The sequence below is a fragment of the Microbacterium sp. Se63.02b genome, assembly GCF_014171575.1.
Lineage (GTDB): Bacteria > Actinomycetota > Actinomycetes > Actinomycetales > Microbacteriaceae > Microbacterium.
Window position 1 is genome coordinate 2,399,156 of sequence record NZ_CP050453.1, and the last position, 17,383, is coordinate 2,416,538.

14 protein-coding genes and 2 pseudogenes are annotated in these 17,383 nt (G+C 68.1%); 1 reads left to right on the top strand and 15 read right to left on the bottom strand.

The window, feature by feature from the left end:
* Nucleotides 1–3 precede the first annotated feature (3 nt).
* The 11 genes and pseudogenes from gap to G4G29_RS11865 form a co-directional block, all read right to left on the bottom strand.
* Nucleotides 4–1,014 (bottom strand): type I glyceraldehyde-3-phosphate dehydrogenase, encoded by a 1,011-nt coding sequence (gap, locus tag G4G29_RS11815; protein ID WP_183150259.1) that lies wholly within the window; start codon nucleotides 1,012–1,014, stop codon nucleotides 4–6.
* Nucleotides 1,015–1,128: 114 nt separating this feature from the next.
* Nucleotides 1,129–1,755, bottom strand: a complete 627-nt coding sequence (locus G4G29_RS11820; protein WP_183150260.1) for a superoxide dismutase — start codon at nucleotides 1,753–1,755, stop codon at nucleotides 1,129–1,131.
* Between the two features lie 212 nt (nucleotides 1,756–1,967).
* Nucleotides 1,968–2,944, bottom strand: a pseudogene (gene whiA, locus G4G29_RS11825) (DNA-binding protein WhiA).
* Between the two features lie 67 nt (nucleotides 2,945–3,011).
* Nucleotides 3,012–3,884, bottom strand: a complete 873-nt coding sequence (gene rapZ, locus G4G29_RS11830; protein WP_183150261.1) for an RNase adapter RapZ — start codon at nucleotides 3,882–3,884, stop codon at nucleotides 3,012–3,014.
* 36 nt (nucleotides 3,885–3,920) lie between these two features.
* Complete coding sequence (uvrC, locus tag G4G29_RS11835) at nucleotides 3,921–5,825, bottom strand: excinuclease ABC subunit UvrC (protein WP_183150262.1); 1,905 nt, start codon at nucleotides 5,823–5,825, stop codon at nucleotides 3,921–3,923.
* Nucleotides 5,825–8,713: an excinuclease ABC subunit UvrA gene (uvrA, locus tag G4G29_RS11840; RefSeq protein WP_183150263.1), complete on the bottom strand. Its 2,889-nt coding sequence runs from the start codon at nucleotides 8,711–8,713 to the stop codon at nucleotides 5,825–5,827. Before uvrA ends, uvrC begins: the two co-directional genes overlap by 1 nt.
* Nucleotides 8,714–9,290: 577 nt before the next feature.
* On the bottom strand, nucleotides 9,291–10,436 hold the full coding sequence (locus G4G29_RS11845) for a DUF58 domain-containing protein (RefSeq protein ID WP_183150264.1): 1,146 nt from the start codon (nucleotides 10,434–10,436) through the stop codon (nucleotides 9,291–9,293).
* A 161-nt stretch (nucleotides 10,437–10,597) separates the two neighbouring features.
* Nucleotides 10,598–11,568, bottom strand: a pseudogene (locus G4G29_RS11850) (MoxR family ATPase).
* Nucleotides 11,558–11,692, bottom strand: a complete 135-nt coding sequence (locus tag G4G29_RS23480; protein WP_274601167.1) for a hypothetical protein — start codon at nucleotides 11,690–11,692, stop codon at nucleotides 11,558–11,560. Before G4G29_RS23480 ends, G4G29_RS11850 begins: the two are co-directional and overlap by 11 nt.
* 45 nt (nucleotides 11,693–11,737) lie before the next feature.
* Nucleotides 11,738–12,832 carry a DUF4129 domain-containing protein gene (locus tag G4G29_RS11860; protein ID WP_244631960.1) on the bottom strand — a complete coding sequence of 365 codons (1,095 nt, stop codon included), beginning with the start codon at nucleotides 12,830–12,832 and terminating at the stop codon, nucleotides 11,738–11,740.
* Nucleotides 12,833–12,901: 69 nt separating this feature from the next.
* A complete protein-coding gene (locus G4G29_RS11865) occupies nucleotides 12,902–13,345 on the bottom strand; it encodes a MarR family transcriptional regulator (protein ID WP_183150266.1) in 444 nt (147 codons plus the stop codon).
* A gap of 44 nt (nucleotides 13,346–13,389) precedes the next feature.
* Here G4G29_RS11865 and G4G29_RS22115 point away from each other — a divergent pair, with 44 nt between their 5' ends.
* Nucleotides 13,390–13,632: a hypothetical protein gene (locus G4G29_RS22115; protein WP_220173433.1), complete on the top strand. Its 243-nt coding sequence runs from the start codon at nucleotides 13,390–13,392 to the stop codon at nucleotides 13,630–13,632.
* A 72-nt stretch (nucleotides 13,633–13,704) separates the two neighbouring features.
* On the opposite strand, the gene G4G29_RS11870 is transcribed toward G4G29_RS22115, so the two are convergent.
* The 4 genes from G4G29_RS11870 to coaE all read right to left on the bottom strand — a co-directional run bounded on the left by G4G29_RS11870 (nucleotide 13,705) and on the right by coaE (nucleotide 17,358).
* On the bottom strand, nucleotides 13,705–13,983 hold the full coding sequence (locus tag G4G29_RS11870; protein WP_244631962.1) for a TfoX/Sxy family protein: 279 nt from the start codon (nucleotides 13,981–13,983) through the stop codon (nucleotides 13,705–13,707).
* A gap of 15 nt (nucleotides 13,984–13,998) precedes the next feature.
* Nucleotides 13,999–16,071: an excinuclease ABC subunit UvrB gene (gene uvrB, locus G4G29_RS11875; protein ID WP_183150267.1), complete on the bottom strand. Its 2,073-nt coding sequence runs from the start codon at nucleotides 16,069–16,071 to the stop codon at nucleotides 13,999–14,001.
* Between the two features lie 37 nt (nucleotides 16,072–16,108).
* On the bottom strand, nucleotides 16,109–16,363 hold the full coding sequence (locus G4G29_RS11880; RefSeq protein ID WP_183150268.1) for a hypothetical protein: 255 nt from the start codon (nucleotides 16,361–16,363) through the stop codon (nucleotides 16,109–16,111).
* A gap of 395 nt (nucleotides 16,364–16,758) precedes the next feature.
* Nucleotides 16,759–17,358, bottom strand: coding sequence for a dephospho-CoA kinase (coaE, locus tag G4G29_RS11885; protein WP_183150269.1), 600 nt, complete (start codon nucleotides 17,356–17,358; stop codon nucleotides 16,759–16,761).
* Nucleotides 17,359–17,383: the final 25 nt, after the last annotated feature.

Sequence of the window (17,383 nt, forward strand, 5' to 3'; positions counted from 1 at the left end):
AGCTTAGAGGCGCTCGGCCACGTACTCGGTCAGGTCGACGAGACGGTTGGAGTAGCCCCACTCGTTGTCGTACCAGCTGGACACCTTGATCAGGTTGCCGCTGACGTTGGTCAGCGTCGAGTCGAAGATCGAGGAGTGCGGGTTGTGCACGATGTCGCTCGACACGATCGGGTCCTCGTTGTACTGCAGGTACCCGGCCAGTCGACCCTCGGCAGCGGCCTTCTTGTAGGCCTCGTTGACCTCGTCGACCGTCAGGTTCTCGCGGTCGGTGATGAGGGTGAGGTCGACGATCGATCCGGTGGGAACCGGCACGCGGTACGACGAGCCGCTCAGCTTGCCCTGGAGCTCCGGGAGCACCTCGCCGATGGCCTTGGCCGCACCGGTCGAAGCCGGGGTGATGTTGATCGCGGCCGCACGGGCACGGCGCAGGTCGCTGTGCGGGCCGTCCTGCAGGTTCTGGTCGGCCGTGTACGCGTGTGCCGTCATCATGAAGCCGCGGTCGATGCCGAAAGCGTCGTTGAAGACCTGAGCCAGCGGCGCGAGGCAGTTGGTGGTGCAGGACGCGTTGGAGATGATGTGGTCGGTCTCCGGGTTGTACGTGTCTTCGTTCACGCCCATGACGAACGTGCCGTCGACGCCCGTGCCGGGGGCCGAGATGAGGACCTTCTTGGCCCCGGCCTCGATGTGCTTCTTGGCCAGCTCCGCCTTCGTGAAGAAGCCGGTCGACTCGATGACGATGTCGACGCCCAGCTCGCCCCACGGGAGGTTGGCGGGGTCGCGCTCGGCGAAGGCCTTGATCGCCTTGCCGTTGACGGTGATGCTGTCGTCGTCGTAGCTGATCTCGGCGTCGAGGACGCCGCCGACCGAGTCGTACTTCAGCAGGTGCGCCAGGGTCTTGTTGTCGGTGAGGTCGTTGACCGCGACGATCTCAAGGTCTGCGCCCTGCGCGAGAGCCGCGCGGAAGTAGTTGCGTCCGATGCGGCCGAAGCCGTTGATACCGATCTTGACAGACACTCAGGTCTCCCTGTTTCTCGTGCGCTGTGCGCAGCTTGGCAGCATGCGTCATACGCGGATTTTTTGGCTGAGAGGGCGTCCCGACGAGCCGTGGCCCGTCGGGACGCGACCCGATTACGACAGTACCAGCAGGCCGTTCGTCTGCTTGCGGGCAACCTCGAGACGCTGCGCCACGTTCTCCCAGTTGGCGATGTTCCACGCGGCCTTCACGTAGTCGGCCTTCACGTTCAGGTAGTCGAGGTAGAAGGCGTGCTCCCACATGTCGAGCTGGAACAGCGGGATCGTGCCCTGCGCGGTGTTCGACTGCTGGTCGAACAACTGCTGGATGATGAGGCGCGATCCGATCGAGTCCCAGCTGAGCACTGCCCAGCCGGAGCCCTGGATCCCGGTCGCCGCAGCCGTGAAGTGCGCCTGGAACTTCTCGAACGAGCCGAAGTACTCGTCGATCGCGGACTTCAGCTCGCCCTCGGGCTGACCGCCGCCGTTCGGCGACAGGTTGGTCCAGAAGATCGAGTGGTTGACGTGACCGCCGAGGTTGAAGGCGAGATCCTTCTCGAGCTTGTTCACGTTCGCGAGGTTGCCGCTCTCACGGGCCTCGGCGAGCTGCTCGAGAGCGGTGTTCGCGCCGGCGACATAGGTCGCATGGTGCTTGTCATGGTGCAGCTCCATGATCTTGCCGCTGATGTGCGGCTCGAGGGCTGCGAAGTCGTAGGGAAGGTCGGGGAGCGTGTAGGTCGCCATGTCGCTTTCATCCAATCCGCGCCGCGCCGCGGCGCTTGCCGATCCTCCGCGCCGCCGATGTGCGACGAAGAGCGGACATCTCTCATCCTAGTGACGACAACACGGCGTCGGACGGGATCCTTCCGGGGGTTGACACATCGAGTCATCCTGGTCGGCGAGAGCAGCGATCCCGGACTCATCGACCGATGCCGAGCCCGCCGGACGCCGTACCCTCAGACGTCGAGACCGACCGGGACGGCCGCTTCGGTGCCGGGGATGCCCTCCTGCTGCGCACGCTTGTCGGCCATCGCCAGCAGGCGACGGATGCGTCCGGCCACGGCATCTTTCGTGAGGGGCGGGTCAGCGTGGTGCCCGAGTTCGTCGAGGCTGGCGTCGCGGTGTGCGAGACGGAGCTCTCCGGCCACCTTCAGATGATCCGGCACCTCGTCGGCGAGGATCTCGAGTGCGCGCTCCACGCGCGCGCAAGCGGCCACCGCGGCCTGCGCCGAGCGCCGCAGGTTCGCGTCGTCGAAGTTGACCAGTCGGTTGACGCCGGCACGCACCTCGCGTCGCTGGCGCAGCTCTTCCCACGCGACGGCCGTCTTCTGCGCGCCCATCTCGTTCAGGATCGTGCGGATCGCCTCACCCTCACGGACGACGACGCGGGGCATACCACGCACCTCCCGCGCCTTGGCCGCCACGCCGAGACGATGGGCGGCGCCCACCAGAGCCATCGCGGCCTCCGACGAGGGGCAGACGACTTCGAGCATGGCCGATCGGCCCGGCTCGCTGAGCGTTCCTGCGGCCAGGAAAGCACCACGCCACAGACCCGCGACTTCCGCCCGGGAGCCCGTGGTGAGTCGGTTCGGCAGTCCGCGCACGGGGCGACGACGCTGGTCGAGGAGTCCGGTCTGGCGGGCGAGCGTCTCCCCTGCGCGATCACGCGCACGGCCCAGCGTGCCCCCTCGTTCGCGGTGCTCGACTGCACCTGAGCGATCTCGGGGCGCACACCGTAGATCTCCGCGAGGTCTCTGGCCACCCGCCGCGCGAGCGTCTCCGCGTCCACCTCCGCCTCGACGGCCACGCGACCGGCGATCGAATGCAGCCCACCGGCGAACCGGAGGATCGCGGTCACTTCCGCGACACGCACCGTCGGGGGTGCGTTGCGGATGCTGACCAGCTCGGCCTTGACGTCGGTGGTTAGTGCCACGACACTCCTTCACGTTCACGCGCCGGATCGCGGCGCAAACGTCCAGCTTACTCGGCCGGGCGGCCCGCTACTCTCGGCCGAGGTCCCGGTGACGGACGGTCACGGCCACACCGGGGATGGCGGCGAGCCGCCGAGCGAGCTCCTCCGACATCGCCACGGAGCGGTGTTTGCCGCCCGTGCACCCGATCGCGATCGTGGAGTGGCTCTTGTTCTCGCGCTGGTAGCCCTCCAGCACAGGCACGAGGGCCGTGGAATAGGCGTCGAGGAACTCCATCGCACCGTCGCGCGAGAGGACGTAATCGCGGACGGTCTCATCCTGGCCGGTGAGTCCGCGCAGTTCCTCGTTCCAGAACGGGTTGGGGAGGAACCGCATGTCGGCGACGATGTCGACATCGGTCGGCAGCCCGTACTTGAACCCGAAGCTGAGTAGCGTGACCCGATGACGGGCCTCACCCTCTTCGGAGAAGATGTCGGACACCTTGGTGGCCAACTGGTGGATGTTCAGGCCCGAGGTGTCGATGACCAGATCCGCGGCCTCACGGATCGGCGCGAGCCTGGTCCGCTCGGTGCGGATGCCGTCGAGCAGCGTGCCACCAGCCTGGAGCGGGTGCGGTCGACGCACCGATTCGAACCTGCGCACCAGCACATCGTCGGACGCATCGAGGAACAGGACCCGGACGGACCCCCGCGAGCGCAGCGCCCGCGCCACGCCGGGGAAGTCGTCGAACAGGTTTCGTCCGCGGACATCGACGACGGCGGCGACCTTCGGAAGCGCGTCCCCGCCCATGTCGGTCAGGTCGAGCAGGGGGCGCAGGATCTGCGGGGGAAGGTTGTCGACGACGTACCAGCTGAGATCCTCGAGCGCGTTCGCCACGGTGGTCCGACCCGCGCCGGACATCCCCGTGACGATGAGGAACTCGCCCTTCTCCCCGTCAGCCATCTCTCTCAGCGCTCCCTCTCCCCCTCTGGCTCCAGCCTAGCGAGTGGAGAGGTGCGTATGGATGTTCTGGGCGAGTACCGGCCCGATTCCCTGGACCTGTTCGATCTCGCCCGGCTCCGCCGCGCGGAGCGCGGTCACCGAGCCGAAGTGCTTCAGCAGCACCTTGATGCGCGAAGCCCCCAGCCCTGGCACCTCAGACAGGATCGAGCCGATGTCGTTCCGCCGCTTCTTGCGCTGGTGGGTGATCGCGAACCGGTGCGCCTCGTCACGCAGGCGCTGGAGCAGGTAGAGCGCCTCGCTCGTGCGCGGCAGGATCACCGGGAAATCCTCGCCGGGCAGCCACACCTCTTCCAGGCGCTTGGCGATGCCGCACACGGCGATCTCGGTGTGTCCGGCGTCTCGGAGCGCTCTGGCCGCGGCCTCGACCTGGGGTTTGCCGCCGTCGACGAGGAGGAGCTGCGGCGGGTACGCGAAGCGGGGCTTGCGCCGCACGGTCGCCTCGCCGAGGTCTTCTCCGACGATCTCGTCCGTGGTGGGATCGATCACCTCGATCTCCTCCGGGCGGTCGAGGTGAGCGAGCCGACGCCGGAGCACCTGATACATCGAGTCGGTGTCGTCGGTCGTCTCGGCGATGTTGAACGAACGGTACTGGTCTTTGCGAGGAAGCCCGTCTTCGAAGACCACCATCGACGCGACGACGTTCGTGCCACCGAGGTGCGAGATGTCGAAGCACTCGATGCGCAGCGGCGCTTCGTTCATCCCCAGGGCTTCCTGCAGATCCGTCAATGCCTGGGTGCGTGCGACGTAGTCCGTCGTACGCCTCGTCTTGTATCTGATGAGCGCCTGCTGCGCGTTCAGGGTGGCGGTGCGCATCAGATCGGCACGCTGACCACGCTGCGCGACGGCGATCTCGACCTTCTTGCCGCGTCGTTCGCGCAGCCACATCTCCAGTTCGACGGCATCGTCCGGCAGTGTGGGGACCAGGATCCGTCGAGGGACATCCTGCGCTTCGCCGTACGCCTGCTGCAGAACCTGCTCGACGAGCTCACCGCTGGAGATGTCGATCTCCTTCTCGATCGTCAGGGCACGGACGCCGCGTACTCGCCCACCGCGGATCACGAAGTGCTGCACGGCGGCGGCCAGCTCGTCTTCCGCGATCCCGAAGAGGTCGGCATCCTCGTCGGCGGGGAGCACGAGGGCGCTCTTGCCGAGCACGGCCTCGATCGCGGACAGCTTGTCGCGGTACTTCGCCGCCGCCTCGTAGTCCATCGCTGCCGACGCGGCCAGCATCCGTTTCGTGAGGTCTCGCGTGAAACGTTCGTCGCCGCCGGCCATGAACGCGACGAAGTCGTCGACCATCGCGCGGTGCTCTTCGATCGTCACGGTCATCGAGCACGGTCCGCCGCACTTGCCGATCTGGCCGGGGAAGCACGGCCTCCCGGTCTGCATGGCGCGACGGTAGCTGGAGTCGCTGCACGTGCGGATCGGGAACACCTTGATCATCAGGTCGATGGTCTCGTGCACCGCCCACACCTTCGGGAAGGGACCGAAGTACCGCGCCCCGGGGATCCGGCGATTGCGGGTGACGATCACGCGAGGTGCCTCGTCGGCGAGCGTCACCGCCATGAACGGGTACGACTTGTCGTCTTTGTACCGGACGTTGAAGGGCGGATCGAACTCCTTGATCCACATGTACTCCAGCTGCAGGGAGTCGACGTCCGTCGGCACGACGGTCCACTCCACCGACGCCGCCGTGGTGACCATGCGGCGCGTGCGCTCGTGCAGCGTCCGCAGCGGTGCGAAGTAGTTCGACAGCCGCTGCCGGAGGTTCTTCGCCTTGCCGACATACAGCACCCGGCCGGAGGCGTCGCGGAAGCGATACACCCCCGGATCGGTGGGGATCTCCCCCGGCCGTGGCTTGTACGGCAGGACATCGGCCATCAGCTGGCCTTCCGCGCGGCGCGCCCCTCACCCAGGATCTCGCCGAGGAACAGCCCGGTGTGGCTCTCCTCGACACGCGCGATCTGCTCCGGGGTGCCCGTGGCGATGATCTGGCCTCCGCCGGAACCGCCCTCGGGGCCGAGGTCGATCACCCAGTCGGCCGACTTGATGACATCGAGGTTGTGCTCGATGACGATCACCGTGTTGCCCTTGTCGACCAGGCCGTTCAGCACCTCGAGGAGCTTGCGGACGTCTTCGAAGTGCAGACCGGTCGTCGGCTCGTCGAGCACGTAGATGCTGCGGCCGTTGCTGCGCCGCTGGAGCTCGGTCGCGAGCTTGACGCGCTGAGCCTCTCCCCCGGACAGTGTCGTCGCCGACTGTCCGAGTCGGACGTAGCCCAGACCGACGTCGACGAGCGTCTTCATGTAGCGGTGGATCGCCTGGATCGGCTCGAAGAACTCCGCGGCCTCCTCGATCGGCATCTCGAGCACCTCGGCGATGTTCTTGCCCTTGTAGTGCACGGCCAGCGTGTCGCGGTTGTAGCGCTTGCCGTGACAGACCTCGCAGTCGACGTACACGTCGGGGAGGAAGTTCATCTCGATCTTGATCGTGCCGTCGCCCGAGCACGCCTCGCAGCGACCGCCCTTGACGTTGAAGCTGAAGCGACCAGGCTGATAGCCACGGACCTTCGCCTCGGGCGTCTCGCTGAAGAGGGTGCGGATGCGGTCGAACACCCCGGTGTAGGTCGCCGGGTTCGACCGCGGAGTGCGGCCGATCGGAGCCTGGTCGACGTGGACGACCTTGTCGAGGTTGTCGAGTCCGGTCACGCGCGTGTGCTTGCCAGGGACCGTCCGCGCACCGTTCAGCCGCGAGGCGAGCACCTGGTACAGGATGTCGTTCACGAGCGAGGACTTGCCCGAGCCGCTCACGCCGGTGACCGCGGTCAGCACGCCCAGCGGGAAGTCGGCCGTCACATTGCGGAGGTTGTTCGCGCGCGCGCCCACGACGCTCAGCATGCGCTTCTTGTCGATCTTGCGACGCTTGGTCGGCATCGGGATCTCACGGCGGCCGGAGAGGTACTCGCCCGTCATCGACTCGCTGTCGCTGAGCAGTGCCGAGTAGGGCCCCGAGTGCACGACCTCACCGCCGTTGACGCCGGCTCCTGGTCCGATGTCGACCACCCAGTCGGCCGCCTCGATCGTCTCTTCGTCGTGCTCCACCACGATCAGCGTGTTCCCGAGGTCGCGGAGCGTGAGCAGCGTCTCGATGAGACGGCGGTTGTCCCGCTGGTGGAGTCCGATCGACGGCTCGTCGAGCACGTAGAGGACCCCGGTGAGGCCGGAGCCGATCTGCGTCGCCAGCCGGATGCGCTGCGCCTCCCCGCCCGAGAGAGAGCCCGCCGAACGGCTGAGGTTGAGGTAGGAGAGCCCGACCTGGAGCAGGAAGTCCAGGCGCAGTCGGATCTCGCGCAGCACCTGAGCGGCGATCTTCGCCTCGCGGTCGGTGAGGGTCAGCGTCTCCATGAACGCGCGGGCATCGGCGAGGCTCAGGTGCGACACCTCGGCGATCGAGTGGCCGTGGACCTGCACCGCGAGCACCTCGGGCTTGAGGCGGTTGCCGTCGCAGACCGGGCAGGGCACCTCGCGCAGGTACTCGCCCCACCGGCTGCGCTGGTTGTCGGACTCCGCCTGGAGGTACTGGCGCTCGATGTACGGCACGACGCCTTCGAACCCGGAGGCGTAGCGCATCTCGCGACCGTAACGGTTCTTCCACTTGACGGTGACCTTGTAGTTCTCGCCGCGCAGCACCGCGTCCTGCACATCGGAGTGCAGCTCACGCCATGGGGTGTCGAGCGAGAAGTCGAGGTCGCGCGAGAGGCCCTCGAGCAGCCGTTCGTAGTACTGGAAGAGTCCCTTGCCCTGGGTGGTCCAGGGGATGATGACACCCTCGCGGATCGACAGGTCTTCATCGCCGAGCATCAGGTCGACGTCGACGGACATGCGCGTGCCGAGTCCGGAACATGCGGGGCAGGCGCCGAACGGTGCGTTGAACGAGAACGTGCGCGGCTCGATCTCGGTGAGCGTGAGGGCGTGACCGTTGGGGCAGGCCAGCTTCTCGGAGAAGGTCTGCCACGCGTCGTCGCCCTCGCCGTCGACGTAGTTGATCTGCACGACGCCGCCGGCGAGCCCGAGAGCCGTCTCGACGGAGTCGGTGACGCGGCCGAGGATGTCGTCGGAGGCGACCAGGCGGTCGACGACCACGGCGATGTCGTGCTTGTAGCTCTTCTTGAGCGTCGGGGGTTCTGCGAGCTGGATGAGCTCGCCGTCGACGATCGCCCGCGAGTAGCCCTTCGCGCCGAGTTCGCGGAACAGGTCGACGAACTCGCCCTTCTTCTGCGAGACGATCGGAGCGACGACCTGGTAGCGGGTGCGCTCCGGCAGCTCCATGAGCTGGTCGGCGATCTGCTGCACGGTCTGGCGCTGGATGCGCTCTCCGCACTCCGGACAGTGGGGCACGCCGATACGCGCCCAGAGGAGACGCATGTAGTCGTAGATCTCGGTGATCGTGCCGACCGTGGATCGCGGGTTGCGGTTCGTGGACTTCTGATCGATCGAGACCGCGGGGCTCAGGCCCTCGATGAAGTCGACGTCAGGACGGTCGACCTGCCCGAGGAACTGGCGCGCATAGGCGCTCAGCGATTCGACGTAGCGACGCTGCCCCTCGGCGAAGATCGTGTCGAACGCGAGACTCGACTTCCCCGATCCGGACAGGCCGGTGAACACGACGAGGGAGTCGCGGGGGATGTCGATGTCGACGTTCTTGAGATTGTGGACGCGGGCACCGCGGACACTGAGTTTTCCTGGGGAAGCAACGGGGACGATGGGCACCGAACAAGTCTACGAGGGGCCACGGACATCGGCTCCGGATGGGCTCCCAGACTCCGCCTCCACGCCCGCGTCCGCCCGCTTCGCTGCGCGCAGTCCGAGCAGCACGCCGCAGAGCAGAGAGCCGCCGCGGCCGGCGCGAGCCAGGCGATGCCTCGGTCGACGCCGCTCGGTGCCAGGAGCCACGCGGCGAACACCAGCGGCTGCGAGAGCGCCTGGATGACAGCGAAACGCATGAGGGTAGGACGCAGCCCTTGCAGTGCGAGGCGTGATGCCATCGGCACCACCAGGCTCAGGGACGCGAGGATGTGCACGGCGTGCACCAGCAGCACCGCGATCGCCGTCCGCCCCGGTGCGGGCTCGGTGAGGATCACGCCGAACACGAGACACGTGGCCGCCGCCCAGGCGGCGAGCGACCGGGGATGATCACCGACACCACGGCTGCGAGAAGCGCGACGCCCTGCCACAGGGGGAATGGTACGAGGACCGCCGCCCCCACCCCCCACGACGACGACGAGCAGCAGTCGGAGCGTGATGCCGCGCACCGCGCCAGGCACCCGGATGGAGCGGACGCGGCGATTCATCGGCGCACCGCTCGCATCCGCTGTTGACGGAGCGCCGCCACGCGCATCGCGGCGTCCGCATCGGGCTCAGCCCACGACAGCACCTCGATCCCGGTCCTGCGCAGTTCGATGAGGATGTCTGCGCGTTCCGCCAGGACTGTCCGAAAGGCGATCCGCTGTTCGCGCGTGAGGCGCGCCGTGTCGGGCGTCGGAAGCACATCGACGGCGACCACTGCATGGCCGGCGGCGCGCCATCGTGTCGCAAGCTGCGCGGCGACCCCGTCGAAGAACGTCGAGAGCACGAACACGATGGAACCTGCAGGCACGACCGGCGACCGGCGATAGCTCGTGCCGTCCGCGCTCTGACCGGTTGCGGCGATGACATCGTGTATCCGGGCGAGATGACGCGCTCCTCCGCCGGACGGTACGCTCCTCCCGCCGACCGCCAGGGCGTGATACGTGACCCGATCTCCCTCTTCGACCGCCGCTGTCGCGATGGCGAGCGCTGCTTCGCGTGCGAGGTCGAGAGATGTGACGCCCGACCGGTCAGGGTCGGCCGCATCCCAGCTCGCCACTGCCGTGCCCAGATCCTCGATCGTGTCGACGGCGATCGCGACCGAAGATTCGCTCAGCGTATTGGTCCTCCGCACCAGCAGCTCACCCGGTCGCCGGGCGGCCCGTGCCGTGGCGCGCCAGTCCACCCGGCGCAACTCGTCGCCGGGCGCGAACGGATGGATGTCGCGGAAATCGCCGCCCTGACCGGGACGCCCTCCCTCGTGGGAGCCGTGCAGACCCGCGAGGCGCGGCGCGACGGGAAGCCGGCTGATGCGTCGAAGCCGCGGGGGCGTGTTCCAGCGGATCCCCACACGCGGTGCGTCCTCCGTGATCCAGGCGCCGTCCAGCGTGACGCAGCGAGCCGTGACGGCCAGCAGCTCCAACGGACCGGAGTGCTGCAGACGTGTCGCCGACTCGAGCACGGCACGTCCGGGGCGGACGTCGGCGAGACCCGCCGGACCTTTGTCCTGATCGATCGCCAGCTGCACCCATTCCGCGTCGACGCGGATGTCGACGTCTGCCCGCGCCTCCGGCTGCCCCTCACCTCCACCCGGCCGCGCGCGCAGCTCCAGCTGCAGGTCGGCGCTCTCCGGTCGGCGCAGCAGCATCCACACGGTCGAGGGGCGAGGGGCAGGGCGATGCCGATGACGTCGGGCCGGGAGAACGCAAGTCCCGCGCCCACGAGCAGGCCGACGCCGGCGAGTCCGACCGCCACCAGGCGTCCGCTGCCAGTGGAGGGTGACGCGCCGTGTGGTGCGCATCGTGTCGGTCACCGGGCCGCCGACACGGTCGGAGGCACCGGGGTGGTCGCGACGGCCGTCGCGACCACCGAGCGTGGATCCACGCCCTGGGCCCAGGCCTGAGGTGTGAGGGTCAGCCGGTGCGCGAGCACCGGCTCAGCGATGCGCTTGATGTCATCCGGGCGAACGTAGGCGCGCCGTCCAGGGCCGCGAGAGCGCGGCCGAGAAGCACCAACGACTGCGACCCACGGGGCGACGCGCCCACCGACACGTTGGCAGCGACCCGCGTCGCTCTGACCAGCTCCACGCAGTACCGTGCGACATCCTCGTCCACGTGGATGCGCTCCACGGCACGCTGGATCGCCCGAAGGCCCTCGGCATCGACGACCGGCTCGACGACGACATCCGCCGTCTCCCTCCGCACGCGATCGAGGATGATGCGTGTCTCGTCCTCGACGATGGGATAGCCGACGGAGAGTCGCACCATGAAGCGATCCAGCTGTGCCTCCGGGAGCGCATAGGTGCCCTCGTACTCGATGGGATTCGACGTGGCGATGACGTGGAACGGCTGCGGCAGCGGGAAACTGTTCCCTTCGACGGTGACCTGGTGCTCCGCCATGGCCTCGAGCATCGCGGACTGCGTCTTCGGCGTGGTCCGGTTCACCTCGTCCGCCAGCAGGAGACCGGTGAAGATGGGGCCGGGGCGGAACTGGAACTCTCCTGTCGCCGGCGCATAGACGTAGGAGCCCGTCACGTCGCCGGGGAGCATGTCGGGGGTGCACTGCAGCCGCCGGAAGTCGAGTCCGAGCGCCGTCGCCAGGCTCCGCGCCGCGAGGGTCTTGCCGAGTCCTGGGACGTCTTCGAACAGGACGTGACCGCCGGCGAGGATGGTCCCGAGGGCGAGCGTGAGCGGCTCCTCCATCCCGACGACCGCGGTTCCGACGCTTTCGCGGACACGCCGTCCGAGAGCGGCGATCTGCGTGATCTCATCAGTGTTCATCGGTGTTCCTCCGGTCGGTGGACGGCGTGTCGGGGGTCGGGGCCGTGTCTTGAAGCGGGTCGGCGGGCAGGCGCTCGATCGCGTCGAGCACGCGTTCGAGATCATCAGCCCGCACCTCGCGCATGTGGAGCGCGTCACGCACCCCGCGCCGAGGAGGGCATCGATGTGATCACGCACCTCGGGGTCGTCGAGGTCGAGGCCGCGAAGAGCGAGCCGGCGTCGGAGGACGTTCTGAACTCGACGCACCACGACGTGTCCGGCCACGCCGGTTCGGGAGTTGATGGACCAGGCGAGGCGCGACACCTCGGAGCCGCGTTCGGGGTGCCGGGGGCGTTCGGGTGGCCAGAGCGAGCCCTCGTCGAAGAAGACCTGACGACTCACGAGAACGATCGTCAGGACGATCATCGCCCAGGACAGGGCGAACGCCACCGGTACACCCAGCGCTCCCAGGACGGCCACTCCGCCGACGGCGACGACCGTGCACAGGGCGACAAGGATGAATCGTCGCCTCATCGCCATCCGCCTGGATGCCGCGCAGACACGACGCCGCTGCGGCACGGTCGCCCTCATCCGCGTCGAGGCCGCCGAAGCGCACCTGCTCGTACAGGCCCAGAAGGGTGACGACCTCGGCGCCGATGCCGGCTCGACGTCCGATGATGCGAGCGGTGAACTCCGAGGGCGTCTCGTTCACGCCGCGACCCGCCCCGGCATCCGCTGCCGACTCCTCGAGCCCGACCCAGGCTGCCACGATGCTGTCGCCCGGCGACGGGCGAGCGTCGATCGTGCGGATCGCCTCGTCGATCCCCCGCCGGATCGTCTCCGCATCGGGCTCGGGGTCCCGGCTCACGGCCATCCCCCGCGTCGCCTCGACCTCGGACGCTTCGCGCCGCGTCAGGGGGCGATCCCGCCAGAGTCCCCTCAGAAAGCGGACGAGCATGCGCGCGGCCATGATCAACAGTGCGAGCACCGCGACAGTCACGAGGACCGCCATCACGATGCCGATGATCCGGAGCAGCGGCGAATCGCCGGGTGGCACCATCGGCGGCGGTGTGGTCTCCGAGGGCAGGGGCTCGATGATCTCGCCATCGATGCGTTCGGGCTCGGCGTCCGGCAGGACACCGAACTGCGGACGCCCCTGCTGTGCGGCAGCGAACATCAGAATCGCGAACAGACCGACCACGGCGCTCAACGGAAGCAGGAAACGGATCACACCGAGACCCACGACGCGGCGGTCGCCGTCGACCGGGGCTTCAGTGCGCGACATGTCTCCCACCCTAGGCGCGGGGCGGCGCAACCCCGCTCTGTGGCGCGGATATCGGACAGCCGAGGATACTCATGCGAGGTCGGGGCGCCTCCCGGCGAAGGGCCCCAGGCCGTCTCGGAGCGCCGAGATCTGGTCGATGTCCATCCCCACCGCCGCCATGACCTGGCGCGGGACGTCGACAGCACGTTCGCGCAGCGCAGCGCCCGCCGGGGTGAGCGTGATCTCCAGGCGTCGCTCGTCCTCGCTGCTGCGCTGCCGGGCGACGAGACCCTCGGCTTCGAGGCGCTTCACCAGTGGCGAAGCTGTCGCGGGTTCCAATGCCAGATCGGCCGCGAGGTCGTTGAGGGTGCGCGGCGCCCTCTCCCAGAGCGCGAGCATGACCAGATACTGCGGATGGGTCAGGCCGAGAGGCTCGAGGATGGGGCGGTACAGGGCTACGACGTTGCGCGCCGCGGTCACCAGGGCGAAGCACAACTGGTTCTCCAGTTTGAGCAGGTCGTCGGTCGCGGTCACAAGGCGACTATACAACCGCGCTAATGATTAGTACACTAATGAACATGGCTCAGGACTCCGAACGCCCTCCCCTCCGCACGCGGATCCGCGAGGCCGGAGGCCTCTACTCCTGGGTGAACTCGAACCTGATCCGTTTCGCAGGTCCTGCGTCCGTCGGACCGTACGAGAAGACACCGCCTCCCAGTCCCGCTGAGCGCGCTGAGCGCGCCTGCCCCCTGTGCGGCGCACCGATGTCGCAGCACGAGATCGACCGCTCAGGCCCGAAGACGCTGGTGCACTGCCCGTAGCGTCAGTCTCGCTCCGACGCCTCGACAGCGGATCCTGACGACTCTCGCGCCGCGTCGAGCCAGAACATCAGGTCATCGTCTGTCGCGATGGCGCCGGGAACGACGTCGAGCCATCCCGAGCTCATCGTGCGCGCTCCCATCACCGCGCGTCGCCCCGGGCCTGGTGAGCAGCGCCGCGCCGCTCTCCTCGTCGAGGCGGACCAGGAGAACGCCGCCCGGCCTGGCGCCCAGGAGGATGTGCCCGTCATGGAGAAAGGCGCGTGTGCCGAACATGCGCCGCTCCTCGACCTCGGCGTCGGCGCTCAGCAGCGCCCTGATCCGATCGGCCAGCTCGTGCCCCGCAGCATCCATCTCTCGGTCTCCCGTCTAGGCGTGGCCCGCACGCTCCATCGCGCGGAGCTCCTTCTTGAGGTCTTGCACCTCGTCGCGCAGCCGACCGGCCAACTCGAACTTCAACTCCGAAGCCGCCGCGAGCATCTGGTCGGACAGATCCTGGATCGTGGCCTCGAGCTGCAGCGCGCCCTCGGCGGCGATCCCGGTACGACGCAGGTTCGGTGTCGGCGACTTGCCCTTGCCGGATGCGCGCCCCCGACCCGACATCATCTCCGCCGTGTCCGCACCCTCGCGCGCGAGCACCTCGGTGATGTCGGCGATCCGCTTGCGCAGAGGCTGCGGGTCGATGCCGTTCTCCTTGTTGTACGCCACCTGCTTCTCGCGACGGCGATCGGTCTCCTCGATCGCCTTCGCCATGGAGTCGGTCATCTTGTCCGCATACATGTGCACCTCGCCCGAGACGTTTCGCGCCGCGCGGCCGATGGTCTGGATGAGGGAGGTGCCCGACCTCAGGAACCCCTCCTTGTCGGCATCCAGGATCGCGACGAGTGACACCTCGGGGAGGTCGAGTCCCTCGCGGAGCAGGTTGATGCCGACGAGGACGTCGTACACTCCGGCCCGCAGTTCGCTGAGCAGTTCGACACGGCGCAGGGTGTCGACATCAGAGTGCAGATACCGCACGCGGACGCCGTGCTCGCCGAGGAAGTCGGTGAGCTCCTCGGCCATCTTCTTCGTCAGCGTCGTGACGAGAACCCGCTCGTCCCGCTCGACGCGCACACGGATCTCCTCGAGCAGATCGTCGATCTGTCCCTTCGACGGCTTGACGACGATGTGCGGGTCGACGAGGCCCGTGGGGCGGATGATCTGCTCCACGACGCCGTCGGCGATCCCCATCTCGTACTTGCCCGGCGTCGCCGAGAGGTAGACGGTCTGGCCGATGCGGTTCTTGAACTCGTCCCAGCGAAGCGGCCTGTTGTCCATCGCGCTCGGCAAGCGGAAACCGTGGTCGACGAGGGTGCGCTTGCGGGACGCGTCGCCCTCGTACATCGCGCCGATCTGCGGCACCGTGACGTGCGACTCGTCGATCACGAGGAGGAAGTCGTCGGGGAAGAAGTCGAGCAGCGTGTGCGGCGGCTCCCCCGGCGCGCGGCCGTCCATGTGACGCGAGTAGTTCTCGATCCCGGAGCAGAAGCCGAGTTGTTGCAGCATCTCGAGGTCGAAGGTCGTGCGCATGCGGAGTCGCTGCGCCTCGAGGAGCTTGCCCTGGCGCTCGAACTCGGCGAGGCGCTCTTCGAGCTCGGCCTCGATCGTGCCGATGGAACGCTGGATGACATCGGTGCCGGCGACATAGTGCGACGCCGGGAAGATCGGGACGGCATCGAGCTTCTCGATGACCTCGCCCGTGAGCGGGTGGAGCGAGTACAGCGCCTCGATCTCATCGCCGAACAGCTCGATGCGGATGGCGTGCTCTTCGTAGACCGGGATGATCTCGATCGTGTCGCCGCGCACCCGGAAGTTCCCGCGCGAGAAGTCGACGTCGTTGCGGTTGTACTGCATCGCGATGAACTGACGGATCAGTGCGTCGCGGTCGTACCGCTCCCCCACCTGCAGGGCGACCATCGCGCGCAGATACTCCTCGGGGGCGCCGAGTCCGTAGATGCACGACACCGTCGACACGACGACGACATCGCGTCGACTGAGGAGCGAGTTCGTCGTCGAGTGCCGCAGCCGCTCGACCTCTGAGTTGATGGAGGAGTCCTTCTCGATGAAGGTGTCCGTCTGCGGGACGTAGGCCTCCGGCTGGTAGTAGTCGTAGTACGAGACGAAGTACTCGACCGCGTTGTTCGGCATGAGTTCGCGGAACTCGTTCGCCAACTGCGCAGCGAGCGTCTTGTTGTGCGCGAGGACAAGCGTGGGGCGCTGCACCTGCTCGACGAGCCACGCCGTGGTGGCCGACTTTCCGGTACCGGTCGCACCGAGCAGCACGACGTCGGTCTCCCCGGCATTGATGCGCGCGGCGAGGTCGGCGATCGCCTGCGGCTGGTCGCCGGCGGGCGCGTACTCGCTGATGACCTCGAAGGGGCGGACGCTGCGCGTGGGTTGCATACTTCCAGCGTAGGCCGCCCCTCCGACATCGAGGCCGTCAGGCGACGATGGTCGCGGTCTGCGCCGAGGGCTCGGACGCCCAGGTGGTCGTGCCGCCGTTGACGAGCCGCATCGTCGCCGTCGAGGTCAGCGTGCCTGGCGCAGTGCCGACCACGTTGAAGGTCAGTCCGTCTCCGAAGTTCGGCGGTGTCTTCGTGAAGGTGAACACCGTGGCCGACGACCCTCCCGGCGGGACGGACGCCCACGAGCCGAGCGGGGAGGCGGGGTCCAGCGTCACGGGCGAGCTGAACACGACGACGACCTCCAGAGGCCCCGGCCGGCGGGTTCACCCACGGGTCGGCGCGATAGCTGATCTGGGTGCTGAAGGTGGCCTTGAGCCCACCCGTCGCCGGCACCAGGGTGGTGAACCCGCCTTGCGCCTCGGCATCCCAGTAGTAGTTCGCCGCGTCGTTGGTGATGACGTTGCCGCTCGCGGCGGCCATCGGCATCGCGACGGCTGCGGCGATCACCGGCACCGACCAGGCGGCTCCTCGGATCACTGTTCGGCGCGAGATGCCACGGTTGTCCTGTGTCACTTTTCCACTCCCCAGAGCGCGCGGAAAAGCTATCCCCCAGCAGACCATCCCCTGGTGCGTCCCCACGCCCACAACCAGAATACCAGTGGGGTCGAGGACTGCCGTCCAGTCGTCACGGTCGGCTGATGCGCTCCCAGAGTGCGTCCGCCTGCTCGTGCGTGTGGGCCAGAGTGCCCCCGGTATCGATCACGACGTCGGCGATGGCGAGGCGGCGTTCATCCGAGACCTGCGCATCGATCCGCGCCCTCGCCGCGCGCTCGTCCATACCCCGGAGAGCGACCAGTCGCCGCAGACGCTCCTCGGACGGGGCGTGCGCGACGACGATCTGGTCCCACGGATCGTCGACCCTCGCCTCGACGAGCAGCGGCACGTCGTACACCACCACGGCGTCGGGGTCGGCGGCGAACGCCTCGTCGAATCGCCGTTGCGACTCCGCCCGCACGGCGGGGTGCACGATCGCGTTCAGCTGCGCGAGGAGGTCGGCGTCTCCGAAGACCTTCGCGCCGAGAGCCGCCCGGTCGAGGGTGCCGTCCGCCGCGATCACCGCCGATCCGAAGAACTCGGCGATCCGGTCGAGGACCGGCGATCCCGGAGCCTGCACATCGCGCACGATCTGATCCGCGTCGACGATGACCGCCCCGTGTTCGGCGAGCCGTCTGGCAATGGTCGACTTCCCCGACGCGATACCGCCGGTGAGCGCGATGAGAGGCATGCCGCCAGTCTAGGGTTCGGCCCAG